At 43.1% G+C, this 22,431-nt stretch carries 19 protein-coding genes, 6 tRNA genes and 1 rRNA gene; all 26 read right to left on the bottom strand.

The genetic code is table 11. The features are described from left to right. Positions 1-164: 164 nt before the first annotated feature. A complete protein-coding gene (gene trxB / locus I6N90_RS24050; protein WP_197938503.1) occupies positions 165-1,112 on the bottom strand; it encodes a thioredoxin-disulfide reductase in 948 nt (315 codons plus the stop codon). A gap of 20 nt (positions 1,113-1,132) precedes the next feature. Beyond that, on the bottom strand, positions 1,133-2,884 hold the full coding sequence (locus I6N90_RS24045) for a tetratricopeptide repeat protein (protein WP_197938426.1): 1,752 nt from the start codon (positions 2,882-2,884) through the stop codon (positions 1,133-1,135). A 165-nt stretch (positions 2,885-3,049) separates the two neighbouring features. Next, complete coding sequence (locus I6N90_RS24040; protein WP_197938425.1) at positions 3,050-4,000, bottom strand: ribose-phosphate diphosphokinase; 951 nt, start codon at positions 3,998-4,000, stop codon at positions 3,050-3,052. 135 nt (positions 4,001-4,135) lie between these two features. Beyond that, entirely contained in the window at positions 4,136-4,831 is a 696-nt protein-coding gene (gene hisIE, locus I6N90_RS24035; RefSeq protein ID WP_332262512.1) for a bifunctional phosphoribosyl-AMP cyclohydrolase/phosphoribosyl-ATP diphosphatase HisIE, read from the bottom strand. After that, positions 4,828-5,586, bottom strand: a complete 759-nt coding sequence (gene hisF / locus I6N90_RS24030) for an imidazole glycerol phosphate synthase subunit HisF (protein WP_197938423.1) — start codon at positions 5,584-5,586, stop codon at positions 4,828-4,830. Before hisF ends, hisIE begins: the two co-directional genes overlap by 4 nt. Before the next feature lie 28 nt (positions 5,587-5,614). Next, positions 5,615-6,253 carry an imidazole glycerol phosphate synthase subunit HisH gene (gene hisH, locus I6N90_RS24025; protein ID WP_197938421.1) on the bottom strand — a complete coding sequence of 213 codons (639 nt, stop codon included), beginning with the start codon at positions 6,251-6,253 and terminating at the stop codon, positions 5,615-5,617. Between the two features lies 1 nt (position 6,254). After that, a complete protein-coding gene (gene hisB / locus I6N90_RS24020) occupies positions 6,255-6,854 on the bottom strand; it encodes an imidazoleglycerol-phosphate dehydratase HisB (RefSeq protein ID WP_197938419.1) in 600 nt (199 codons plus the stop codon). Positions 6,855-6,941: 87 nt separating this feature from the next. Beyond that, positions 6,942-8,249: a histidinol dehydrogenase gene (gene hisD, locus I6N90_RS24015; protein ID WP_232243311.1), complete on the bottom strand. Its 1,308-nt coding sequence runs from the start codon at positions 8,247-8,249 to the stop codon at positions 6,942-6,944. Between the two features lie 34 nt (positions 8,250-8,283). Continuing rightward, the gene (hisG, locus tag I6N90_RS24010; RefSeq protein ID WP_197938415.1) at positions 8,284-8,934 is read right to left on the bottom strand and encodes an ATP phosphoribosyltransferase; all 651 of its coding nucleotides are present in this window, start codon (positions 8,932-8,934) and stop codon (positions 8,284-8,286) included. Next, on the bottom strand, positions 8,931-10,157 hold the full coding sequence (locus I6N90_RS24005) for an ATP phosphoribosyltransferase regulatory subunit (protein WP_197938413.1): 1,227 nt from the start codon (positions 10,155-10,157) through the stop codon (positions 8,931-8,933). The genes hisG and I6N90_RS24005 overlap by 4 nt, the downstream gene beginning before the upstream one ends. A gap of 215 nt (positions 10,158-10,372) precedes the next feature. After that, positions 10,373-10,876: an acyltransferase gene (locus I6N90_RS24000; RefSeq protein WP_197938411.1), complete on the bottom strand. Its 504-nt coding sequence runs from the start codon at positions 10,874-10,876 to the stop codon at positions 10,373-10,375. 15 nt (positions 10,877-10,891) lie between these two features. Beyond that, positions 10,892-11,530, bottom strand: coding sequence for a pyrophosphatase PpaX (ppaX, locus tag I6N90_RS23995; RefSeq protein WP_197938409.1), 639 nt, complete (start codon positions 11,528-11,530; stop codon positions 10,892-10,894). Between the two features lie 132 nt (positions 11,531-11,662). Then, positions 11,663-12,670, bottom strand: a complete 1,008-nt coding sequence (gene lgt, locus I6N90_RS23990; protein ID WP_197938408.1) for a prolipoprotein diacylglyceryl transferase — start codon at positions 12,668-12,670, stop codon at positions 11,663-11,665. A 57-nt stretch (positions 12,671-12,727) separates the two neighbouring features. Further along, positions 12,728-13,666: an HPr(Ser) kinase/phosphatase gene (hprK, locus tag I6N90_RS23985; protein ID WP_332262511.1), complete on the bottom strand. Its 939-nt coding sequence runs from the start codon at positions 13,664-13,666 to the stop codon at positions 12,728-12,730. A 121-nt stretch (positions 13,667-13,787) separates the two neighbouring features. Continuing rightward, a complete protein-coding gene (locus I6N90_RS23980) occupies positions 13,788-15,257 on the bottom strand; it encodes a DUF4179 domain-containing protein (RefSeq protein WP_197938404.1) in 1,470 nt (489 codons plus the stop codon). Beyond that, complete coding sequence (locus I6N90_RS23975; protein ID WP_197938402.1) at positions 15,220-15,789, bottom strand: sigma-70 family RNA polymerase sigma factor; 570 nt, start codon at positions 15,787-15,789, stop codon at positions 15,220-15,222. The genes I6N90_RS23980 and I6N90_RS23975 overlap by 38 nt, the downstream gene beginning before the upstream one ends. Positions 15,790-15,930: 141 nt before the next feature. After that, the gene (locus I6N90_RS23970) at positions 15,931-17,052 is read right to left on the bottom strand and encodes an ABC transporter ATP-binding protein (protein ID WP_197938400.1); all 1,122 of its coding nucleotides are present in this window, start codon (positions 17,050-17,052) and stop codon (positions 15,931-15,933) included. Between the two features lie 91 nt (positions 17,053-17,143). Further along, positions 17,144-18,286, bottom strand: a complete 1,143-nt coding sequence (locus tag I6N90_RS23965; protein ID WP_197938399.1) for a PucR family transcriptional regulator — start codon at positions 18,284-18,286, stop codon at positions 17,144-17,146. A gap of 176 nt (positions 18,287-18,462) precedes the next feature. Continuing rightward, entirely contained in the window at positions 18,463-20,697 is a 2,235-nt protein-coding gene (locus I6N90_RS23960) for a DUF4434 domain-containing protein (protein ID WP_197938398.1), read from the bottom strand. A gap of 512 nt (positions 20,698-21,209) precedes the next feature. Then, positions 21,210-21,285: transfer RNA gene (locus I6N90_RS23955), tRNA-Lys, on the bottom strand. Positions 21,286-21,297: 12 nt separating this feature from the next. After that, a tRNA-Tyr gene (locus tag I6N90_RS23950) sits at positions 21,298-21,382 on the bottom strand. 35 nt (positions 21,383-21,417) lie between these two features. Beyond that, positions 21,418-21,493, bottom strand: a tRNA-Phe gene (locus I6N90_RS23945). Positions 21,494-21,511: 18 nt separating this feature from the next. After that, a tRNA-Asp gene (locus tag I6N90_RS23940) sits at positions 21,512-21,588 on the bottom strand. A gap of 12 nt (positions 21,589-21,600) precedes the next feature. Next, positions 21,601-21,676 (bottom strand) — tRNA-Val (locus I6N90_RS23935). 3 nt (positions 21,677-21,679) lie between these two features. After that, a tRNA-Met gene (locus tag I6N90_RS23930) sits at positions 21,680-21,756 on the bottom strand. Positions 21,757-21,968: 212 nt separating this feature from the next. Then, positions 21,969-22,431 (bottom strand): 23S ribosomal RNA (locus tag I6N90_RS23925); the annotation flags it as partial.

The raw sequence follows: 22,431 nt of genomic DNA, 5'->3' as shown, positions 1-22,431 counted from the left end.
AAGCCCTGTTCCTGCTCTGGTCAAGCGCAAACAAGGGTCTTTGCACCCTTGTCGAGCTTGTATTCCTTACTGCTTTTGCCCTATAAAAAAGGACTACACCCGCAAGCACTCTGCTCTTAAGGTGAAGCCCTTCATTATTTAATAACAATCCGCCCATTTTGGATTTACAATGATTGGCTCCAATCATGTGTGATGCTGCCTTCAAGAAATCTCTCACAATCGAGTGCTGCCATACAGCCGCTACCCGCTGCTGTAATGGCTTGTCGATATTTATGATCTTGAACGTCGCCACATGCAAAAACACCAGGGATATTCGTTTCGGAAGTGCCAGGTTTCACAACAATGTAACCATTCTCATCCGTATCAATTTGTCCGTCAAGGAACTTCGTGTTAGGTGTATGTCCAATAGCGATGAAGATACCATCTGTCTCGATAACCTCTTCTTCGCCGGATTCATTATTCCGTACTTTAAGACCTTTTACGCCCATTCCAGTAGCAACAACTTCAACTGGAGTACGGTTTAGGCTCCAACTAATTTTTTCGTTGCCACGAGCACGATCTTGCATGATTTTGGATGCACGAAGTTCATCTCTACGGTTAACAAGCTCTACATTCGTTGCGAAACGAGTAAGGAAGTTTGCCTCCTCCATTGCAGAGTCGCCGCCGCCTACTACGATAATCTTTTTGCCGCGGAAGAAGAATCCATCGCAAGTAGCACAAGTACTTACACCATTGCCTACGTTTTCTCTCTCTCCTGGAATGCCCAAATATTTAGCGGATGCGCCAGTTGAAATGATCAAGCTTTCACCAACGATTTCACCGTGCCCTTCAACTTGAAGTTTGAAAGGACGCTGAGACATGTCTACACTATTAACCCAACCAGTCAGAAACTTCGCGCCGAAGCGTTCTGCTTGCTTGCGCATATTTTCCATAAGCTCAGGACCCATAATACCTTCAGGAAATCCCGGGAAATTTTCAACTTCTGTTGTAGTTGTAAGCTGTCCACCTGGCTCTGGTCCTTCGATAATAAGAGGATTCATATTTGCGCGGGCCAGATAGATTGCTGCTGTTAGTCCTGCCGGACCTGTTCCAATAATAATGGATTTGTACAATTCTTTCACCTCGTAACAAATTAATCTTCTTTCAAATCATGAGCAGAGAATACGGAGTTGATCGATTTCATCTTCTCCTTGATTCCACATGCTTCATCTATTAGCTTTACATGTTTGCTAACAGTAGCAATCGAAGTTCCGTAACGCAAAGACACTTCATGATAAGATATTGCTCTGCGATGCATCTTAGCTGTCAAGTATTCTAGTGCAGCAGCCCAGCCTTCCGGCTTAGTCAGCTTCGGTACACTTGGATACATACGTGTTAGAAATTCAACCCATAACGTCATCATATCATGCTGCTGAACGAGATCATAATGTTTACTCATTCGACTAATAGCAGCTTGAGCAACAGCTTCCCACTTCTCATCCCACTCCGGTAACCTTGACGGGACTCTGTTAGGTTCTATGACAGTTGTTTTACCTTCAAGCATCACATGAAGCGGCTCCTGTACGCCTATCGTCCGAAGAACGAACACCGCAATCTTCTTCAAATAGTCATCTTCGTCCGGCTCGAGTAAAAATGCTCTTAGTACATCCTTCACTTCATTGTCAGCTATCATGCCAAATGCTTGTATAACCTGCAACTTCGTATGATGGTCGCCATGTCGCAGCGCCCAGAAAAACGATGAGCGGACTAGTGGATCACGCTTTAAATGATCTGGAATACCACCAGTCGTCTTCTCCCATAGCTTGAACTGCTCCTCAAATGGCAAATGATAATGGTAACTGATTGGGCTAGCCGTCTCACCATTTTGAACGTGGACCAATTGATCCATGTAATAATCAGGTATACCTGATTTCGGATCCAGCTTAATCGTTTGCTTCCACAGTCGCTCAGCTTCCTGTAATTTCCCAATGTTGAAAGCAGCCACAGCAGCATAATGATGAACACATGGATCTTGATTCACTTCACTATCTTTGAGTAGCCGAATGAAATGTCGATAAGCGACGCCGTGTTCTCCTAAGATACCCATTGTTGTAGCGAGTTTAAACACATGCTCTTGATGGAATGGAACTGTCTTGGTCAACTGGTCTACTAGAAGCACCAAATTGTCCTTGTCTCCCTCATGCTGATAGAAGATAGCGAGGTTACAAAGCGCATGAAGATTTCCGGGTTCATGCTTAAGTACACCTTGAATAGCTTCCATTGCTTTCTCGAATATTCCCATATAATAATAGGCAAGAGCAAGATTGTTCCGAGCTGCGAGAAAATCAGGTTGTTCCACTGCAATTTCCTCAAGAATACGAACTGCCTCTGTAAACTTGCCTTCTTCAAGGAGCGCTCGAGCTTGATCATGTTCAACCAAACCTTGACGAGACTTAATGTTCGTAAGTTGTGTAGGTCGTTCAAGCTCAAAATGGAGCAAATCCATCATCTCTTCAGCTTCATCTAGATACTGACCATCCGCATCTTCCTGTAAATATTGAATAAGCGACCGTTCCGCCGCTTCATAATTTTCCATATTGGCATAATTGTTCGCCATGTAGAAATGACATTCCGTCATAGTAGGATCGAGCTCATCGATAATCCAAGTTAATATTTCATTAGATTTCTCGTAATTGCCCATCTCAGATAGAATGCCAGCCATATTACAATGATTCACAGGATTTTCTGGCTCGTATTCAACGGCTCTGCGGAAGTATTTGAGTGCCTTGTCATAATGGTATCGGTCTAGTGAACGGACTGCCCTTTCGAAAAAAAACGTTGCATCCCATTGAATAGGTATTATTTTAGTTTCCTCATTAACAGCCACCTGCTTTTTTCTCTTCACCAGCAAGGCACCTCCTTCTGTATTCCGTTTTTTACGATTATACCATAGCCCTCTGAACTCAACACGAAAGAATATGTGGGAAAATCGCGGACAGCATATAGGCCACCCGCGATTTCTCCGTTGTCGTCTTATTCAATTACACGCCTTGCGAATCTGTTCCGTTCGTTATACACCTTTGTTTTTGAACAGGGTGCTGATCGATCCGCCGTCCAAAATAATGCGAGTTGCTTCCGCAAGAAGCGGAGCCACAGACAATACTTTAAATCGTTCAGGCGTGGATTCCGGTAACAAAATGGAATCCGTTACAATGACTTCTTTAATATTGGGATGATCCAAACGCTCAATGGCATTTCCAGAGAATAATGGGTGCGTTGCACAAACATATACATCTTCTGCGCCACGTTCCTTCAATCCTTCGACAACGTTCACAATCGTGCTTCCAGTATCGATCATGTCTTCGATAATAATCGGTGTCTGGCCCGCTACGTCCCCGATCACATGTGTAATGGACGATTCATTATGAGCTGGACGTTTCTTGATCATAATAGCAAACGAAGTATCCAAATAATTGGCTAGTTTCTCTGCTGTAGATGCACGACCTGCGTCTGGCGATACTACGACAGGATTTTTAATATTTTTCGATTTGAGATAGTCGCTGATTAAATCGAGCGCTGTCATATGATCGACTGGAATATTAAAGAATCCTTGTATAGCAGGAGCATGAAGATCGATTGTGATGACACGTGTTGCACCAACCGTCGTTAGTACATCAGCAAGCATCTTAGCCGAGATAGGCTCCCTTGGCGCAGCTTTGCGTTCCTGACGCGCATAACCGTAATAAGGCATAATAATATTTACAGTTCTTGCAGAAGCGCGCTTTGCCGCATCAATCATAACAAGCAATTCGACAAAATGCTCGTTAACGGGATGCGAGAACGATTGAACAAGAAAAACATCACAGTTCCGAATCGTTTCTTCATAATGAACGTAAATTTCACCGCTCTTGAAACGGGACAATTTGATGGAACCTAGGTTCTGGCCAAGCTCTCTACTTATTTTCTGAGCCAATACCGGATTAGACGAACCCGAAAAAATACGCACCTTGTCGCTTAACATGATACCCTCCTGAGCGTTTCAACCAATTAATTTAGAACCCCACCGAAAATCTTACTTGTCCTATTATACATTGATTTTTCGATATTTCAAAAAGGTATTCATACTATTTTTCGACAAAGTTATGAAAATGTACCCTTATCGCATTTTATTGGTTGTGATTTTACCATGCCTGCTTGTAAGTTCTGACAAAACGTCATCTAACGGAAGGCCTCTCTCACGTAGCAATACCATTAGATGGAAAAGTAAATCCCCAGCTTCGCTGCGCAGCTCAATATTGTCCTTATTTTTAGCAGCAATAATCACTTCTGAAGATTCCTCACCGATTTTTTTCAGTATTTTGTCGACTCCTTTGTCGAATAAATATGTCGTATAAGCACCCTCAGGCCTTTCGGCATACCGCTCAGCAATGATGCCCTCTAAACGGCTAATGATGTTGAAACGATTCGATGGATCAAATACCTCTGTTTCTTGACGCTCGCTGTTATGATCGGCAAGTGCAATCCCATTGGTGAAGCAGCTATAACTACCTGTATGACAAGCAGGGCCTTGTTGTTCCACACGTACAAGCAATGTGTCGCCATCACAATCATACGCCATTGATACGATACGCTGAGTATGGCCGCTAGTTGCTCCTTTGTTCCAAAGTTCATTTCTGGAGCGGCTCCAAAACCAAGTTACACTAGACTGAATTGATCGCAATAATGACTCTTTATTCATATAAGCTAGCATTAGCACTTCTTTACTTTGTGCATCTTGAACAACAGCTGGTACTAATCCGTTAGCATCCCATTTGATTGATTGTATAAGTTCATTTAAATTGTTGTCTGTCACCTAACTTCGACTCCCCTCTTGCGCAAATCGTCCTTCACTTCCTGTATGGTCATCTCTTTATAATGGAAAATGGTAGCAGCTAACGCTGCGTCTGCACGAGCATTTTGGAATACATCATTAAAATGTTCAATTCGTCCTGCACCGCCGGAAGCGATAACAGGAATGCCTACAGAGTCGGAAACTGCCGCAGTCAGACGAACATCAAATCCATCCTTCGTACCGTCTGCATCCATACTCGTCAATAAAAGCTCACCCGCTCCCATACGTTCCATCTCACGCGCCCATTCCAAAGCTCGTATTCCGGTTGTCTGGCGTCCGCCATGCGTATATACTTCCCATTCTCCCCATACAGGATTGAACTTGGCATCGATAGCAACAACGATACATTGTGATCCGAACTTGCGTGCTCCATCAGATACGAGTGTTGGATTTTTGACAGCAGCCGTATTAATGCCGATCTTGTCTGCTCCTGCACGGAGCAACCGTTTCATATCATCCACATGGGAGATGCCCCCGCCTACAGTGAACGGAATCGTAATTTCACCTGCTGTACGCTTCACAACTTCGATCATAGTGGCACGTCCTTCAACAGATGCCGATATATCCAAAAAGACGAGTTCATCAGCGCCCTCTTGATCGTACGTTGCCGCAAGCTCAACAGGATCGCCCGCATCACGAAGATTTACGAAGTTAACGCCCTTCACGACCCGTCCGTCCTTCACATCAAGGCAAGGGATAATTCGTTTCGCTAGCATGTTGTCCTCTCCTTTTATCTATTTATTATCAAGAAGTAGCTACTTGTACTTGTTGCTTCAAGCTTCCCGTTAACTCAAGGAAATTACCCAGTAGTGCCATACCGAGCGCTCCACTCTTCTCTGGATGAAATTGCATTCCATATACGTTATTACGTCCAACAATCGCTGTAACCGGCCCATAATAGTCTGTTGTAGCCAGTAAATCCGAGGCTACTTCAGGCTTCGCATGAAAGGAATGCACGAAGTAAACATGTCCTTCTGTTAATCCTTTGAATAGTGGAGAGTTCTGCTCATGGAAGGATAGCTTATTCCAGCCCATATGAGGAATTTTGAATTTTCCGCTAAACCGAATCACTTCTCCTGGCAACAAATTAAGCCCCTCGTTCTGCCCATATTCCGCACTTCCACTGAACAAAAGCTGCATCCCTAAACAGATACCCAATATCGGCTTCCCAGAAGCCGCATAGCTTTTAGCTACTTCATTCAAGCCCGTTTCACGAAGATTATCCATAGCATCGCCATATGCCCCGACTCCTGGCAATATAGCACCGTCAGCTTCCATAATCGTTTGCGGATCAGCTGCTACAACAGCTTCGTAACCAAGACGCTCAACCGCTTTACTAACGCTGTGCAGATTACCCATCCCATAATCGATAATGGCGATCATCCTAGAGCACTCCCTTCGTCGAAGGCACTCCTTGCACACGTGGATCAATACTTGTTGCTTCATCAAGCGCTCTTCCAAGCGCTTTGAATACCGCTTCTATCATGTGATGCGTATTTTGACCGTAGTGAACGATAACATGTAGTGTTATTCGTGCTTCAAGAGCAAATTTCCAAAGGAACTCATGTACGAGCTCAGTAGAGAAACTACCAACCTGAGACGATGGGTATTGCGCTCTATATTCAAAATGCGGACGGTTGCTCACGTCGATAACAACTTGTGCCAATGCCTCATCCATCGGAACAAACACACTAGCATAACGTTTAATGCCTCGTTTGTCGCCAAGTGCTTCACGTAGCGTCTGCCCTAAACAGATACCGATATCTTCAACGGTGTGGTGGTCATCGATGTCGATGTCACCCTTAGCGTCTACATTCAGATCAAATTGACCATGCTTCGCAAATAAATCAAGCATATGGTTTAGAAATGGTACGTCAGTCTCCAATGTTGTTTGACCCGTACCATCTACTCCAAACGACAATGTAATGTCCGTTTCATTTGTTTTCCGAGTAATTGATGATTCACGTACTAGTTTATCTGTCATATATATCCCTGCTTTCTTCGAATAATAATGTCGTTAAAAGAGTGCTTGAACGTTTGGTACTCTATCTGTCATCAATTCTCACTACTACTAAATATCGCGTTCCTTCTCTAGCCTTATTTCGATCGCTCTTGCATGGCCCTCAAGTCCTTCATGCCGCGCAAGCGTCAAAATTTTGTCCCCATTAGCAAATAATGCTTCCTTGCTATAATAAATTAAGCTCGACTTTTTCATAAAATCATCCACATTAACGGGCGAGGAGAATCTCGCCGTTCCGTTAGTCGGAATGATATGGTTCGGTCCGGCGAAATAATCGCCTACAGGCTCCGAGCTGTACGGACCGAGGAATATCGCCCCAGCATTCTCGATGTAGCCTAACAACTTCATCGGATCTGCCGTCAAAATCTCAAGATGTTCTGGCGCCAGCTGGTTTACGACCTCTATTCCCTTTTCTATCGAATCCACAAGCAACACAGCGCCATAATTGTCGATTGAGCTTCTTGCAATGACTTCTCTCGGCAGCTCCTTCAGTTGACGTTCCACTTCAGCGGCAACGGCTTCTGCAAGTGTCTCTGACGGCGTGATCAGTATCGCTGAAGACATCTCGTCGTGTTCAGCCTGTGAGAGTAGATCAGCCGCTATGTAGGAAGGCTCTGCCCCTTCATCAGCGAGCACTACAATTTCACTTGGCCCTGCGATGCTGTCAATATCAACAGCGCCGTATACCGCGCGCTTCGCCAGCGCGACATAAATATTGCCCGGTCCAGTAATCTTATCGACCGGTGCAATCGTTGCTGTGCCATACGCAAGTGCCGCGATGGCTTGAGCTCCACCGACCCGATACAACTCCTTGACGCCCGCTTCCGCGGCGGCAACGAGAATATACGGGTCGATACCTTCCTTGCCGCCGGTCGCTGGCGGCGTTACCATAACGATCTCCGGCACTCCAGCCACTTGTGCCGGAATCACATTCATCAGCACGGACGAAGGGTACGCGGCTTTGCCGCCGGGCACATATACGCCGACCCGCTTCAGCGGTCGCATAATTTGGCCCAGCATCGTACCGTCCGGCTGCAGGTCCATCCACGAATTGCGCAATTGCTTCTCGTGGAATTTTCGAATGTTCACAGCCGCCTCGCGGATGGCTGTGAGGAATGCTTCGTCCACGCGATCATATGCCGCGTGGATTTCCTCTTGCGTCACGCGCAGCTCTGACGCATCAAGTTTCACCCTATCGTGCTGCTCCGTATACCTGAGCAGCGCCGCATCACCCTCCGCCTTGACGTCACCGACGATCCGCAAGGCTGCTTCATTTTGCTCTGGTGTCCCGTATTCCACCTCACGTTTTAACCCAAATTGCTCCGCTCGCATAATACGCACTCGCACCGCCCCCTTCATATATGCTCTACTCTACAATCGGTCTTCTAGCCGTTCACTTGTTCACACCAGCAATAACATCCTGCAACCTGTCACATAAGCTCTGAATGAACTCATTTTTCATCCGATAGCTCACCCGGTTCGCAATAAGTCGGCTCGTAATGCCGAAGATGGATTCCATCTCCACAAGCCCATTCTCTCGAAGCGTCTCTCCGGTCTCTACCATATCTACAATTCTATCGGCTAAGCCAATAAGCGGCGCTAGTTCAATTGAGCCGTTTAACTTAATAACTTCTACCTGTTGGCCTCTCTCACGGAAGTAAGCCGATGCTATATTGGGGTACTTGGTCGCAACACGCGGCTGAATAGTTGGCTTCCAATCAGGAAGCGCTATAACAGACATCCGGCATTTCGCAATACCAAGATCAAGCAGTTCGTAGACGTCTTTATTTTCCTCCATCAAAACGTCTTTACCTACGATCCCGATGTCCGCGACACCATATTCTACGTATGTTGGGACATCTACAGGTTTAGCCATAATGAATTCCATTTTCGCTTCAGGTAAGTCGATAATTAGTTTGCGTGTATCGTCAAAATCACTTGGAATCGGAAGACCAGCCTCGCGAAACAACTTCGATGCTTGCTTATAAATTCGACCCTTTGGCATTGCAACTTTCAATATTTCTTTTTGGATATCTTTACTCATATCTTGTTACTCCCTCCTACCGCTGAAGTGACATAGGATTGCAGAGTTGTATACCGTCTCCCCTTGTAAGTAAAAGCTTCGCCCGATTGGGACACAACGTTAAGCTCTTCGCTCAAGCTAGTCACACGCTCTGTTAGTACGCTCTTCCCTTGGCTTCTAAGCAGCTGTGCTGAGGACAAAGCTTCATTTCTCCCCGTAGAATCGTAAACAATAAGCGTTTGCTCTTCTTCGTTATCCACTTCAGCTCCTAGAAGCTCGAGAATTCGCGTCGTCTTTAACGCAAAACCTGTTGCAGGAGCCGACCTGCCGAATTGTGAAATTAGATTATCATAACGTCCCCCACTTACTACAGGGGAACCCATATCTGCTGCATAACCTTCAAAAGTCATTCCTGTATAATAAGAGAAATCCCCGATCATAGTCAGATCTATCAGTACATGCTCGCTTACACCGTATGCATCTAGAACATCCCATATTTCGCACAAATGATGAATCGATTGTTGTGCTCTCACATCGGAGCTTAATAGAATAGCTTGATTACACATTTCTTGCCCGCCGCGTAAGCGCAAAACACCTTCCAGTTCACGTCGTACAGGCTCATCAAGCGATAACTTGCTTAATTGCTCTCGATAACCAACATAATCCCTACCAAGTAGACAGGCCTTCAGAAGCATTTGTTCCTCTTCCCGACCATTCAACGTCTCTCCTAATAGCCCATTTAAAAACCCAATATGGCCTATCGCAATTTTGAATCGATCTACACCAGCAGCTTTAAGCGATGCAATCGCAAGTGCAATAACTTCCGCATCCGCTTCAGCTGAATGATCTCCTACGAGCTCAACACCCGTTTGGAAAAACTCAGCTTCACGTCCTGCCTCTTCTTCAATAGAACGAAATACATTAGAATGATAGGACAAACGTATCGGATACTTCTCTTCTTTTAATAAAGAAGAAACAACTCGCGCGATAGGAGCGGTCATATCTGAACGTAGAACAAGTGTAGTACCACGATTATTAAGCAACTTATATAATTTTTGGTCTGACGTTGAGCTTGCAACGCCTACCGTATCGTAATATTCCATCGTTGGTGTTATGATTTGCTCATAGCCCCAGCCCCTCATACAGGCCAGTACTGATTGCTCTATTTGACGCAGTTTTTTAACTGCAGCAGGCAAATAATCTTTAACGCCAATTGGCTTTTCAAACATTTTTGGTTTAGACATTGGCAATCTCCTTATAACGCTTTTATACATTAAAGTGCTACCATGTTACCATGCTAACAAAATAAAGAATTAGTCGTAATCTTAGCACGCTTATTACTTACTCGTCAAGCCGCTAATGACTCATCTTGTCTAAAAAAAAGGATGCCCTCAGGCATCCATTGTACGGTACAAACGAAATAAACCGCTTTACAGAACCTTCCTCGTAAACGCTGTCATTATGCTGTATCTGTTTCTTTGATTTTCTTCTCAATAACCTGCATTGGGTTGCCTCCGACAAATGTATGCGGAGCTACATCCTTATGTACAACTGAACCAGCCGCAATTATTGCATAATCCCCAATAGTGACACCAGGTAAAATCGTTGTATTTGCACCAATCATCACATGATCGCCAATCGTTACATTACCAAGTCGGTACTCATTAATTAAATACTCATGCGTTAAAATAGTCGTATTGTAGCCAATGATCGTGTTCTTTCCTACGCTAATCCGTTCAGGGAAAAATACGTCTACCATCACCATGAGGGCGAAGGCAGCATGTTCCCCTACCTTCATCCCCAGTAAATGACGATATATCCAATTTTTCAACGAAAGAGAAGGACAATAACGAGTAATTTGGATAACTATAAAATTACAGATACCCTTTACTCTGCTTACTGTCGAGTAGATTTGCCATAATGAATTAGGCCCCTCCACAGGATACCGTTCAACATCTCTCACGTGGGCTCACCCCATCTAAATGAATGAATACAATTCCTTCATATCATCGATAACATACGTAGCTCCTGCATCTCTTAACACTTGTCCGCCCTTAAGCGACCAAGCAACACCTACAGCAATAGCTCCAGCAGCAACAGCTGATTGCATATCGACAGTACTGTCACCGACCATTATTGTTGTTGCCGGATCGGCTTCAAGCAACTTGATGGCTTTGCTCACAGGTTCTGGATGCGGCTTCGGATGTGTAACATCATCAATCGATACAATTGCGTCTACATAATCATAGATGCCAACAAACTTAAGGCCTCGCTCTGTCGTAAGCCTCATTTTAGTAGTTACAATCCCAACTTGTATCCCTTGGCTATGAAGCTTTTCTATTACCTCAACAACATGCTCGAAGGGTTTGACCATCTCGTCATGCAAACGAAGATTAATTTCTCGGTAAGAAGCAACAAGATGATCTACTTCTTGAAGTCCTGAGAACAACTTCATTTGATCAGTCAGTGGTTGACCCATGCTCGGAATAATATGCTCTCGATTAAATCCTTCTGGAACCGTACCTTTCAATGATTCCAGAAACGATTGAATAATTAACTCGTTTGTATCCAATATTGTGCCGTCTAAATCAAATAACATCGTACGTACTTTACTCATCGCTGTACTTGCCTCCTAGATACGTTCATCCACTTTTTTAACCTCAAGTATGTGTGACCTTTTTATGGATTTACCCACTTTCGAGGCTTGCACATTTCAGTTCAATCATTTCATCTATTAGACTTGCTTAACTTACTTATCTTGTTTCTCTGTAGACTTATTATTCGTCGTTTTTTCACCATTTTCAATCTTCTCACCATTACGATCAGGTCGAGTGGTAATGATAGGGTCAGAATAGTAAACAGGAACTTTGACCGTTAGACGTCTTACAATAATAAATATAATAGCCCCTATTACGAGAAGCAGTGCTATCGCCTGAGATATACGGATATTTCCGTAAGCAGGATCCAAGTAACCCTGATCGAATACTGTACTCATCGGTGACCAAAGCCCATTGACAACATTCGCAAGCCAGCTAGGACCCATAAACGCCAAGCTGTCCGTTCTTAACGCTTCAATGAAAAATCTACCGATTGAATACCAGATGAAGTAAGTTGCCATTAGCTCGCCTGCACGTAAAAACTTCTGACGACGCAAAATGAACAGAACAACTAAACCGATTAAACACCATACTGACTCATACAGAAATGCCGGATGACGGAACGCGCCTTCTGGGAAAGCAGTATCTGTAATAAACATATGATCAACAATAAATTGCGGGATATGTAATGTATTTCTTAGAAACTCTTCACTTACAGGACCACCATAAGCTTCTTGATTCGTGAAATTTCCCCAGCGACCAATCAATTGACCGACAAGTAACCCAGGTACACAAATATCTACGATTCGCCAGAAACTGTAACCTTTATATCTAGAGTAAATAATTCCACAAATAAAAGCACCGATAATCGCACCATAAATCGCAATACCGCCTTGCCATATTTTAAATACATCAAGCGGATTATCCTTATATTCATCCCACATAAAGGCTACATAATAAATACGAGCTACGATGATGGCAGATGGGGCACCGATAAGTAGTAAATCCATAAAAAAGTCAGGTTTAATATTGAACCGTTTACCTTCTTGTATCGCCAATACCAAACCTACTAAAGCGCCTAATCCCAAAATTAAGCCGTACCAATGTACTTGAAACGATCCAATTTCGAAAAATACTGGATCTATTGCGAGTGTATTCATTACTTCAACCTACTCCTTTATCATTTTTTGAGCTTATCCTCTACGATCTTTTTACGATCAATCGAAGTCATCTGCATCATCAGCAATCGTTTCAGTTAGCTTGTTCGTAAACTGTAATGCTGCATTGTATCCCATTCGTTTGAGTCGGAAGTTCATAGCTGCAACTTCAATAATGACAGCTAAGTTACGGCCTGGACGAACAGGAATAGTCACTAGTGGAACGTCTGTGTCAATAATACGTGTCGTCTCTTCATCAAGGCCAAGCCGGTCGTATTGTTTATCCTGTTGCCAATTTTCAAGCTTAATAACAAGTCCAATCCTCTTCTGAGTCCGTACAGCACCCGCACCAAATAACGTCATCACGTTTATAATGCCAAGACCTCGAATTTCGAGCAAATGACGAATAAGTTCCGGTGCAGTTCCATGTAGCTGCCCATCTGACGTTTGGCGAATTTCTACCGCATCATCTGCTATTAAGCGATGGCTTCGTTTCACTAATTCCAGCGCAGTTTCACTTTTACCAATCCCGCTTCCACCAGTTATAAGCATACCAACGCCATATACATCAACAAGAACGCCATGGATAGTAGCAGTCGGAGCAAGCTTGCGCTCTAGAAAGTCGGTAATTCTACTGGATAGAATCGTAGTCGCTACATTGCTTCGAAGAACTGGAATGTTCGTCTCATTAGATTGCTCGATCAATTCCTTAGGTGCATCTAACCCTCTAGTCAAAATAATGCATGGAGTCTCCTCATGACAAAGACGCTCCATCCGATTTTTCCGTTCTTCACTGTCGAGCATGTTTAGGAACGAAACTTCTGTTCTTCCAAGCAATTGTACCCGCTCACTTGGATGGTAATGAAAGTATCCAGCCATTTCAAGACCAGGCCGATATAGATCATCAGTAAGAATATTACGCTTCAGTCCGTCCTCTCCTGCCACAATTTCCAGTTGGAAATGTTTCACGAGTTCAGACACCTTTACTTTTTTGGGCACGAAATGGACCTCCTTCGTATAACAATGTGTTACCAATATAATGTAGTTGATATTTCCAATGTCTTCATCGTAATGCAAATAGGCGCCAAACGCAACGTTTCCCATTGCATGGCGCCTACTCTTATTTTATATCGACAGAAATATCTTCGAGTATGTAGCCTGGATACTCGTATATCTCAAAAGTTAGCGGTTGAACATAATCTTTGTTTGCAATATGGTAATAGTATGTTCCTGTTAATTCATCTCCACCAACATAAGTGGCTACATTATCCTTTCTATCTCCGCGTTCAATTGGATATGTTTTACCACTAGCATCACGAAACATAGCATCAAAATTAAAAATCAAATATTGCCTAATTTGTTCACTCGGTTCATCGTTTTGGAGCAGTTTAAATTCCAAATCGATATATTGATCCGATGTATATATATTAGATAGTTGAAGCTTCGAATCAGGAACAGAAAGTGCCACCTTTTTCTCAGTATCAATGACCACCGTTAAGTCCCGCTCCGATAACTTGACCCCTTTTGCAATTAGTTTCAGTGATTTAGGTTTATGGAAATAAGCGCTCTGGAAATGTCTCGTAATACCCGTATCCAAATACCCACTTCCCATATTGGTTTTATATGTTCTCCCTCGGTCATCAACCAACTCCAAATCGATAAAGTCGTTGACCCGTTTCACATTTGTTGCATCACCTTCGAATGTGATCGATACTTGAAGTGGGGTAATTACTGCTTTTTTGATGTGAATACGATGGTCTGCAACCTCTATCGTTTCATTTAGTTCAATTTCTTCTCTAAGTTCAGCAAATTTTGCATGATCAATTGGAACTTGAACTTCTAGCCACTCAGTTCCTACCTTCATCTTCACTCCAATTTTTTGTGGAACTGGAACTCCAGTACTCATTACAATATCTAAATAATCTTGAACCTTACTCTGTTCTTTTTCTTCTTCGTTCGGGTAGTGGGCGGATACGATAGTCGCGGTCACTTCACCACCATTTTCGTCACTTAATTTGGGGATTGACCTTACCTTTTTCTCATTTATCCCGGGTCCCGCTACCGTATATAGTAGAACTGCCCTTTGTGAATCAGCAATTACCCCGTTGACGGTCAGTTTATATCCATTCCTTTCATCTGAGCGATTCACAGGCTGGATGAACTCATTATCTACTGCTGACATTAATGTTTTGTCATGTCTGACTAACTCAACAAAACCACTTAAACCTGGAATCTCTTTAATCATAGCGGCAAAGGTAGGAGAAATTCGAACAAATGCTGTCAGCATCAACAACATACATACAGCCGTAGTTCCCAGCAACAAACTTTTACGCTTTCTTGCTTGTTTTATAGACCTTCTACGTCCCTCTTTTATTCCTTGTAAAATTGCTTCATCCAGCTTTTGATCTAACTTCTCTCCTTTTTCGACTTTAATCGATAGATTACTCTCCGTTTTATCTTTCATCAATCGATCTATCACTAACTTATTCTCTATTTCGAGCTCACTCTCACTTATATCCATTACACTAATTCCCTCTCGATGTAAAAGCTTATTACCCTCTTCCCCATCCTTCTTCCACCATTTGTTCATGAAGCGTTACCTCCTCTCCGCTCTTCATATCCTTCCTCATCTGCTTCAATGCTTTATGCAACCATGTCCTAATCGTTCCATCCGGTTTTTCAAGCAAGTCTGCAATTTCTGTTATTGTCATATCTCGATAATATTTTAGTACAATGACCATTCTGAGGTTTGGTGACAGTTTCATGATCTCTTCCGCCATACTTAATTTTTCGATCGACTCGTTTCTCGTCACTTTTAAATCTAATTGTTCAGAAGGTATCGGCTTTTCTCGCTTCCTTTTTTTCCGTTCGTCCATACATACATTTATTAAAATCCTTATCATCCAAGTAGTAAATAATCTCTCTTGCCGCAAACTCTTTCGTTTCATCCATACTCGACATACTGTCTCTTGAATGGCTTCTAGTGCATCTGATTCATTTCTCATATATGAAAAAGCGATACCGTACATCTTGCTTTTCTCCTGCTCTATTCGCCTTAAGAGCGCTTCGTCATCTCCGCGTATGCCACTAACGGTTAACTCGTTTTCATCCATCCCGTTCATGCCTTCCCTCCCGGCCCTAGCAGCTAGCTTGCGGTTGTTATTCATTAGACGTTCGTAGCCATCAAACGGTTTTCTCTTATTTAGAAAAAAACAAAAAAAGAGCCTTCGGAATTAACCGAAGACTCTTTGTTGTAAGAGGTATTAGCCCTCAAAAATGTTAAGTTCAGTCTCTTTGTCGAACAAGTGAACCTTGTTCATATCAAGAGCTAGTTTAACAGTTGCGCCATCGCGAAGGCCTGAACGACCATCAACACGTGCGATTACTGTTTCTGTGCCGATACCGTTAAGGTATAGGTACATTTCGTGACCAAGGTTTTCTGCAACCTCTACAATCGCATTAACGATTGTGTTAGGGGATGCTTCAAGGAATACTGGCTCTTCATGAATATCTTCTGGGCGAATGCCTAGGATAACTTCTTTGCCGATGTATCCTTTAGAACGAAGAATCGCAGCTTTACCTTCAGGAACGACAACGTCAACGCCTGAAGCTTTGATACGAACTACGCCGCCTTGCTCAGCAAGCGAACCTGTAATGAAGTTCATGGAAGGAGCTCCAATGAAGCCTGCCACGAAAATGTTTACTGGGTTGTTATAAAGCTCTTCTGGAGAAGCCGTTTGTTGAATGAAACCATCCTTCATTACAACGATACGGTCACCCATCGTCATTGCTTCGATTTGGTCATGCGTAACGTAGATAGTAGTTGTTTCAAGACGTTTTGTCAGTTTGCTGATCTCAGCACGCATTTGTCCACGAAGTTTTGCATCCAAGTTGGAAAGAGGCTCATCCATCAAGAATACTTGCGGTTCACGAACGATCGCACGACCTAGTGCAACACGCTGACGTTGACCACCAGAAAGTGCTTTTGGCTTACGGTCAAGCAAATGCTCGATATCTAGAATTTTAGCAGCTTCACGAACACGTTTGTCGATGTCTGCTTTTTTGAATTTACGAAGTTTAAGACCAAACGCCATGTTTTGGTACACGTTCATATGCGGGTAAAGAGCATAAGATTGGAATACCATCGCGATATCGCGATCTTTAGGAGCTACATCATTCACGAGACGGTCGCCGATGAACAATTTACCTTCCGAAATTTCCTCAAGACCTGCAATCATACGGAGAGTAGTGGATTTACCGCAGCCGGACGGTCCGACCAATACGAGAAATTCTTTGTCCTTGATGTCTAGGTTTACATCCGTTACTGATGCCTTGTCTGATCCCGGATATTTTTTGTAAATGCCTTCTAAGCGTACGCCTGCCATGATATGTTTTCCCCCTAAAAAGAAATTTCGTTTATGGATCTATCTTATCCCACAGGAAGATGTATGACTATGCACATACTTTACAAAAAAATTAATTCCTTTTCGTAACTTTGTACAATAGTAATATAATCTTTACCAAAACTGCATCTCTAAACAGCCTAACATCAAGCCCCGTTTCTTGCTTCAGCTTGTCCAAGCGGTACAACAGTGTATTTCGATGTATGTATAGTTTCTTAGCTGTTTCACTGACATTGCAGTCCAGCGAGAAAAATGTTTCTAACGTAGCAAGCATCTCTACCTCTACGAATAGATCCGTTCGTTTAAGAGATTGTTCTAAATATTTGGATCGATGCATCTCTGGGATAGCGTTTAACAATCGTTCCAATTGCATCTTCCAAGGGAGATGAATGTTTGTACCAACGTGAAACTTACGACCTAAATTAATCGTTTCTCTAAGTGTTAATGTCGTCTCTATAATAGCTCTCGCTGGTGATACGGGATGAATAACTGCAAGATGACATTCCCCAAGCCATTCGCTCGCTAACATTTCATGCAAACCAAGCGCAATTGAGGACAAACTATCTTCAACTGATTCTTCTTCGGATTGATCGTACAAATCTGCATCAGCATCTTTAAGTAATGTGAGAGGTCCCCATATAAGCCATTCTTGGCTTTTGAGCGGAATTAACAATATATCATCCGATAGGAAAGATTTCAGAAGCTTTTCTAACTCTAAATAGGATGCCTGTTTCGTGCCTGCTTGCTCTGTTATAAGTAGGAAAGGTATCATTTCTTGATAAAATCGGCTTCCAGCAACAAGATGATCCGGCAATGAATAAATAGGTTCATCAGACTCCAGTTGTTTTTCTATCCATTCACTAAGTTTCATCGCTAAACGCTCAGAATCCGACATCGAGGTTGCGAGCTTGTGCAATTTATGTTTGTTCGTAAGCTGTAATGTCCAACTAATCAGTTCTTTTTCTTTTTCGTTGATTGCATTATTACTTACTTCCAGTACCGTTAATGTATTTCGATCAACTTCAGTAATAAACCATAGACAGTTCAACTTCAATGCCCACACACCAGCAGTCAAAATGTTACTCGAATCACCTTGATTCGACACCGAATCTGCCTCTTCAATAAATGATTTCCATTCGGATACGTCTTTTGTGGTGACTTGAATTGGACAGTTTAATATATGCTCCAGCGGCTTTAACCAGTCTGTCGTACTCATATTTGTGCTCCACTCTCCATGAAAGGCGCTCTTTTCCGACATTGTACCACAAGAGCTCATCTTAATCAGCTTTAGATGAAACGTTTAGTCAGATAAGTACTCATGATACTCTTTTATAATAAAAGCTGCATGGGAGTCGTAAAACTCTACATACAGCTTTTTAAAGTTGTTGATTTCTAGTTTCTTGCCTCTATTTCATCAATAAACGTCCATGCTCCGTTAGCAGGAATGACTTCTACTTTAACATAACGACCTGCTATCCCGGTTAAATCGGTTAAACGAAACGTATGTGTCAAATCATTGTTACTATGCGCAGGTTTCAATACCGTTCCTACGTCTGTAAAACTGCTATTGTCTGAAGATACCGCAAATCGAACTTCATGAGGTAAGAAAATAAAGACGGATTCGACTTGCAGAAAGTTTGCAGTCATTTCAGCAACTGGTCGTACTTGTCCTAAATCAATGACAAAGCTGTATGGCGTAGCCGTATTTCGACCTTGCCAAGCTACATGCCCGTAATCTGTTGTGCCAAATATTCCATTCGTCAGCTCTGTGACAGCCGTATCCGGGTATGAAACGTCCGCTAGAGTCAATGATGTATAGGATTTGTTTACCGACAAAATATTAGGATAAGCAACTGATGGCGTCGTTACAGATGTCGCAACTGACATAGGTGACTGGTTGCCTGCAGCATCGAATGCTCTTACGGCATACGTATATGAAGTACTCGGTAACAAAGATTTGTCAGTGTAGCCTGTAGCTCCATTATAACTAGTATGAATAATAACTCCATCACGATAGACATGATAGCCTACGACGCCTGAATTATCGAACGATGCTGACCAGTTAACATTCACCGTTTTAGAATCTACTGTCGTCGCTGTCAATCCTACTGGTACTGTTGGAACAAGAGCATCCATTAATCCTGTTGCAAGGTAGTTAGTATACGTTTCAAAATATAACGGATTCACTTCTTGAGGACTCATGTAATGATTAAAACTGAAACTCGTATATTTACTGACGTATGGTTTTACTGCCACCATATTATCGATCATTAACTTCATATCCATCGGATTATTGCCCGTTCTGAATGTTTCAGTATCTGCCCATAGAGAGGTGTTTGGACTGGATGTGAGTATTGCGTTTTTGGTCGCTGCAAACCAACTTGCCAAGTCTGATGTATTTGCATTTCCTGCACCTACTCCATCTTGCAATGCAATAATATCGATATTCGTTCGACTTAATATGTAGTTCCACATCGTTTCCCATGCAGCAGGATTCAAACCGCCAGATACATTATAGAATGGTGCAATCATAACAGGTAGTCCAGGAGTTATTGCACTTGCCGCAGTTGTTACACTGTTATAAAAGTCAACTAATCTCTGCCATTCTGTGGCAGAAGGTAAATGCCAATTATCTACCTCAAAACTCAGATACCAACCTTTGAAGGAGGTGTAACTTCCATATTGGGTCCACAAATCTCCTACCAATTGTCCAGCCAATCCCGATTCATTGTTAAGCCAGGCTACATTATTGGCATATTGGTTAAACCAATCATCATTAACCTGTAAACCAATGTATATATCGATTCCATATTGGGCTCCCTTTTGGAGTAGCTTTGTTACAAGATCGTTAGATGTATTCTGTGTTAATCCCGGTACCGAGGTCGGATAGACAGCTGTTCCACGTTTAGTATCTGCAGACCACTGTAATATAAGGTGATCCATTCCGACACTTTTCATATATTGAAATTCCTTATCCCATTCTGCTGGACTCCATTTATCAGCAAGTTGTGGTTGTACAAAAGTTCCACTTAGCTGAATAGCTCCATTTGACGTTGGAATCGCTTGCAAAACAGTCCACTCATCAAGAAATGACCATGTGCTAGGAGTACCGATAACTTTCATTTGCACATACTGAGCCGTAACGGGTGAAGCCGCAGTACATTGATAAGAGACACGAACGATATCATTGTTCTGTCCTTGCTCTGCCAATGAACAAGCAGGAGTAAACGTGACATTGTCAGTGGAATAGTTAAATGTTACACCTGTAGGTGTTTGAATCCCAGCCCCGGTATATTTGTAAAATCCAGCATCGAATTGTTGAAATGTCTTTGCGCTGCCTAGGTCTACTGTGATCGTATAATTAGTTTGATTAAATCGCCCCTGCCAAGCTGCATCTGCAAGAAATGGTGAAGCTGTTATACCGTCCGTCAACTCTTTTCCCCCATTATCTGTATAGGAAGCATCTGCTGTCACGCTTGACGTGTAGCTTCTGCCAGTAAGCAGATTTACTGCATTCGCATTCACCTGGGTCGGAACGAGCGGAATAAGGCATGTCATTGCTATTAATATACATAATACCTTGCACGTCTGAATTTGAATTCTTCCCCATAATATTGTATTTCTCATATCGATTTCTCCTTCGGATTAGGATTTACGATCTTGCGAGAAAATACGCTAGACTAGTCATGAAGTATGTTCTGATTCTCAGGCAAAGATCCGCTGCTACTTTTTCAATTATGCTTCAATTAAGTGATACATTTTCTTTTTCCAAGTCTTCCTTAGACTACTTATTGTTTCTATTTCATGTCACATCCGCTCCTTTTCCCATCTGATTTTGAAATGACTTGTAATATTTTCATGTAGGTTAATTGGAAAATAACCCCACAAACAATTATAATATTGGTTTACTATTATTCCAATCAGTTAGCAATCATTATTAGCAGTAATTAACACTATTTTTGAACAGTATAATAAACTAAAAAATCCACTACCTATAGCGAATAGCTCTACAATTGTTAGTGGTGTCAGACAATTGGTTTGCAGTTCACGTCGATAGTGGATTGTTTAATATAATTATTTAGAAAACAAAAAAGAGAGGCAGCGCCTCTCTTTTATTAAACGTTCATGGATTAAAATACTGGTGAGCCATGAAGGACTCGAACCTTCGACACCCTGATTAAAAGTCAGGTGCTCTACCAACTGAGCTAATGGCTCTTGATGTAAAAGTGGTGGAGGATGATGGATTCGAACCACCGAACTCGGAGAGAGCAGATTTACAGTCTGCCGTGTTTAGCCACTTCACTAATCCTCCACGTATGTCTGACTGCCAAAAGCAGAAAGAAAATATGGTGGCTCGGGACGGAATCGAACCGCCGACACGAGGATTTTCAGTCCTCTGCTCTACCGACTGAGCTACCGAGCCTTACATTCAAGATAAAAATGGCGGAGCTGACGGGATTCGAACCCGCGGTCTCCTGCGTGACAGGCAGGCATGTTAGGCCACTACACCACAGCTCCGCATTGTAAAGATGGTGGAGGATGACGGGATCGAACCGCCGACCCTCTGCTTGTAAGGCAGATGCTCTCCCAGCTGAGCTAATCCTCCATATGGTAGCGGCGAAGGGGATCGAACCCCCGACCTCACGGGTATGAACCGTACGCTCTAGCCAGCTGAGCTACACCGCCACATTTTGCACCCCGATAAGTGTCACTTGAAGCGCTCGGGGTCGCTATCAAGGTCAAGAAATGACATAACCAAATGTCATGTGCAAATCACTTTGTTATTACGAAGCTTGTCCGTACTAACATTGAGATTGCGCCCTGAAAACTGGATACGAAAGATTGCTTGAATGTCTTTAGCTGTTTGCTTATAAGTTGTATGACCTATATAAGCGTATTAGGATAAGCCCTCGACCGATTAGTATTCGTCAGCTCCGTACATTACTGCACTTCCACCCCGAACCTATCAACCTCGTCGTCTTCAAGGGGTCTTACATACTGGGAAATCTCATCTTGAGGGGGGCTTCACGCTTAGATGCTTTCAGCGCTTATCCCGTCCGTACTTGGCTACCCAGCGGTGCTCCTGGCGGAACAACTGGTACACCAGCGGTACGTCCATCCCGGTCCTCTCGTACTAAGGACAGCTCCTCTCAAATTTCCTACGCCCGCGACAGATAGGGACCGAACTGTCTCACGACGTTCTGAACCCAGCTCGCGTACCGCTTTAATGGGCGAACAGCCCAACCCTTGGGACCTACTTCAGCCCCAGGATGCGATGAGCCGACATCGAGGTGCCAAACCTCCCCGTCGATGTGGACTCTTGGGGGAGATAAGCCTGTTATCCACAGGGTAGCTTTTATC

Source organism: Paenibacillus sp. GSMTC-2017 (assembly GCF_016019935.1).
Lineage (GTDB): Bacteria > Bacillota > Bacilli > Paenibacillales > Paenibacillaceae > Pristimantibacillus.
The sequence above is the reverse complement of the archived record's forward strand: the minus strand, read 5'-3'. Positions and strand labels throughout refer to the sequence as shown.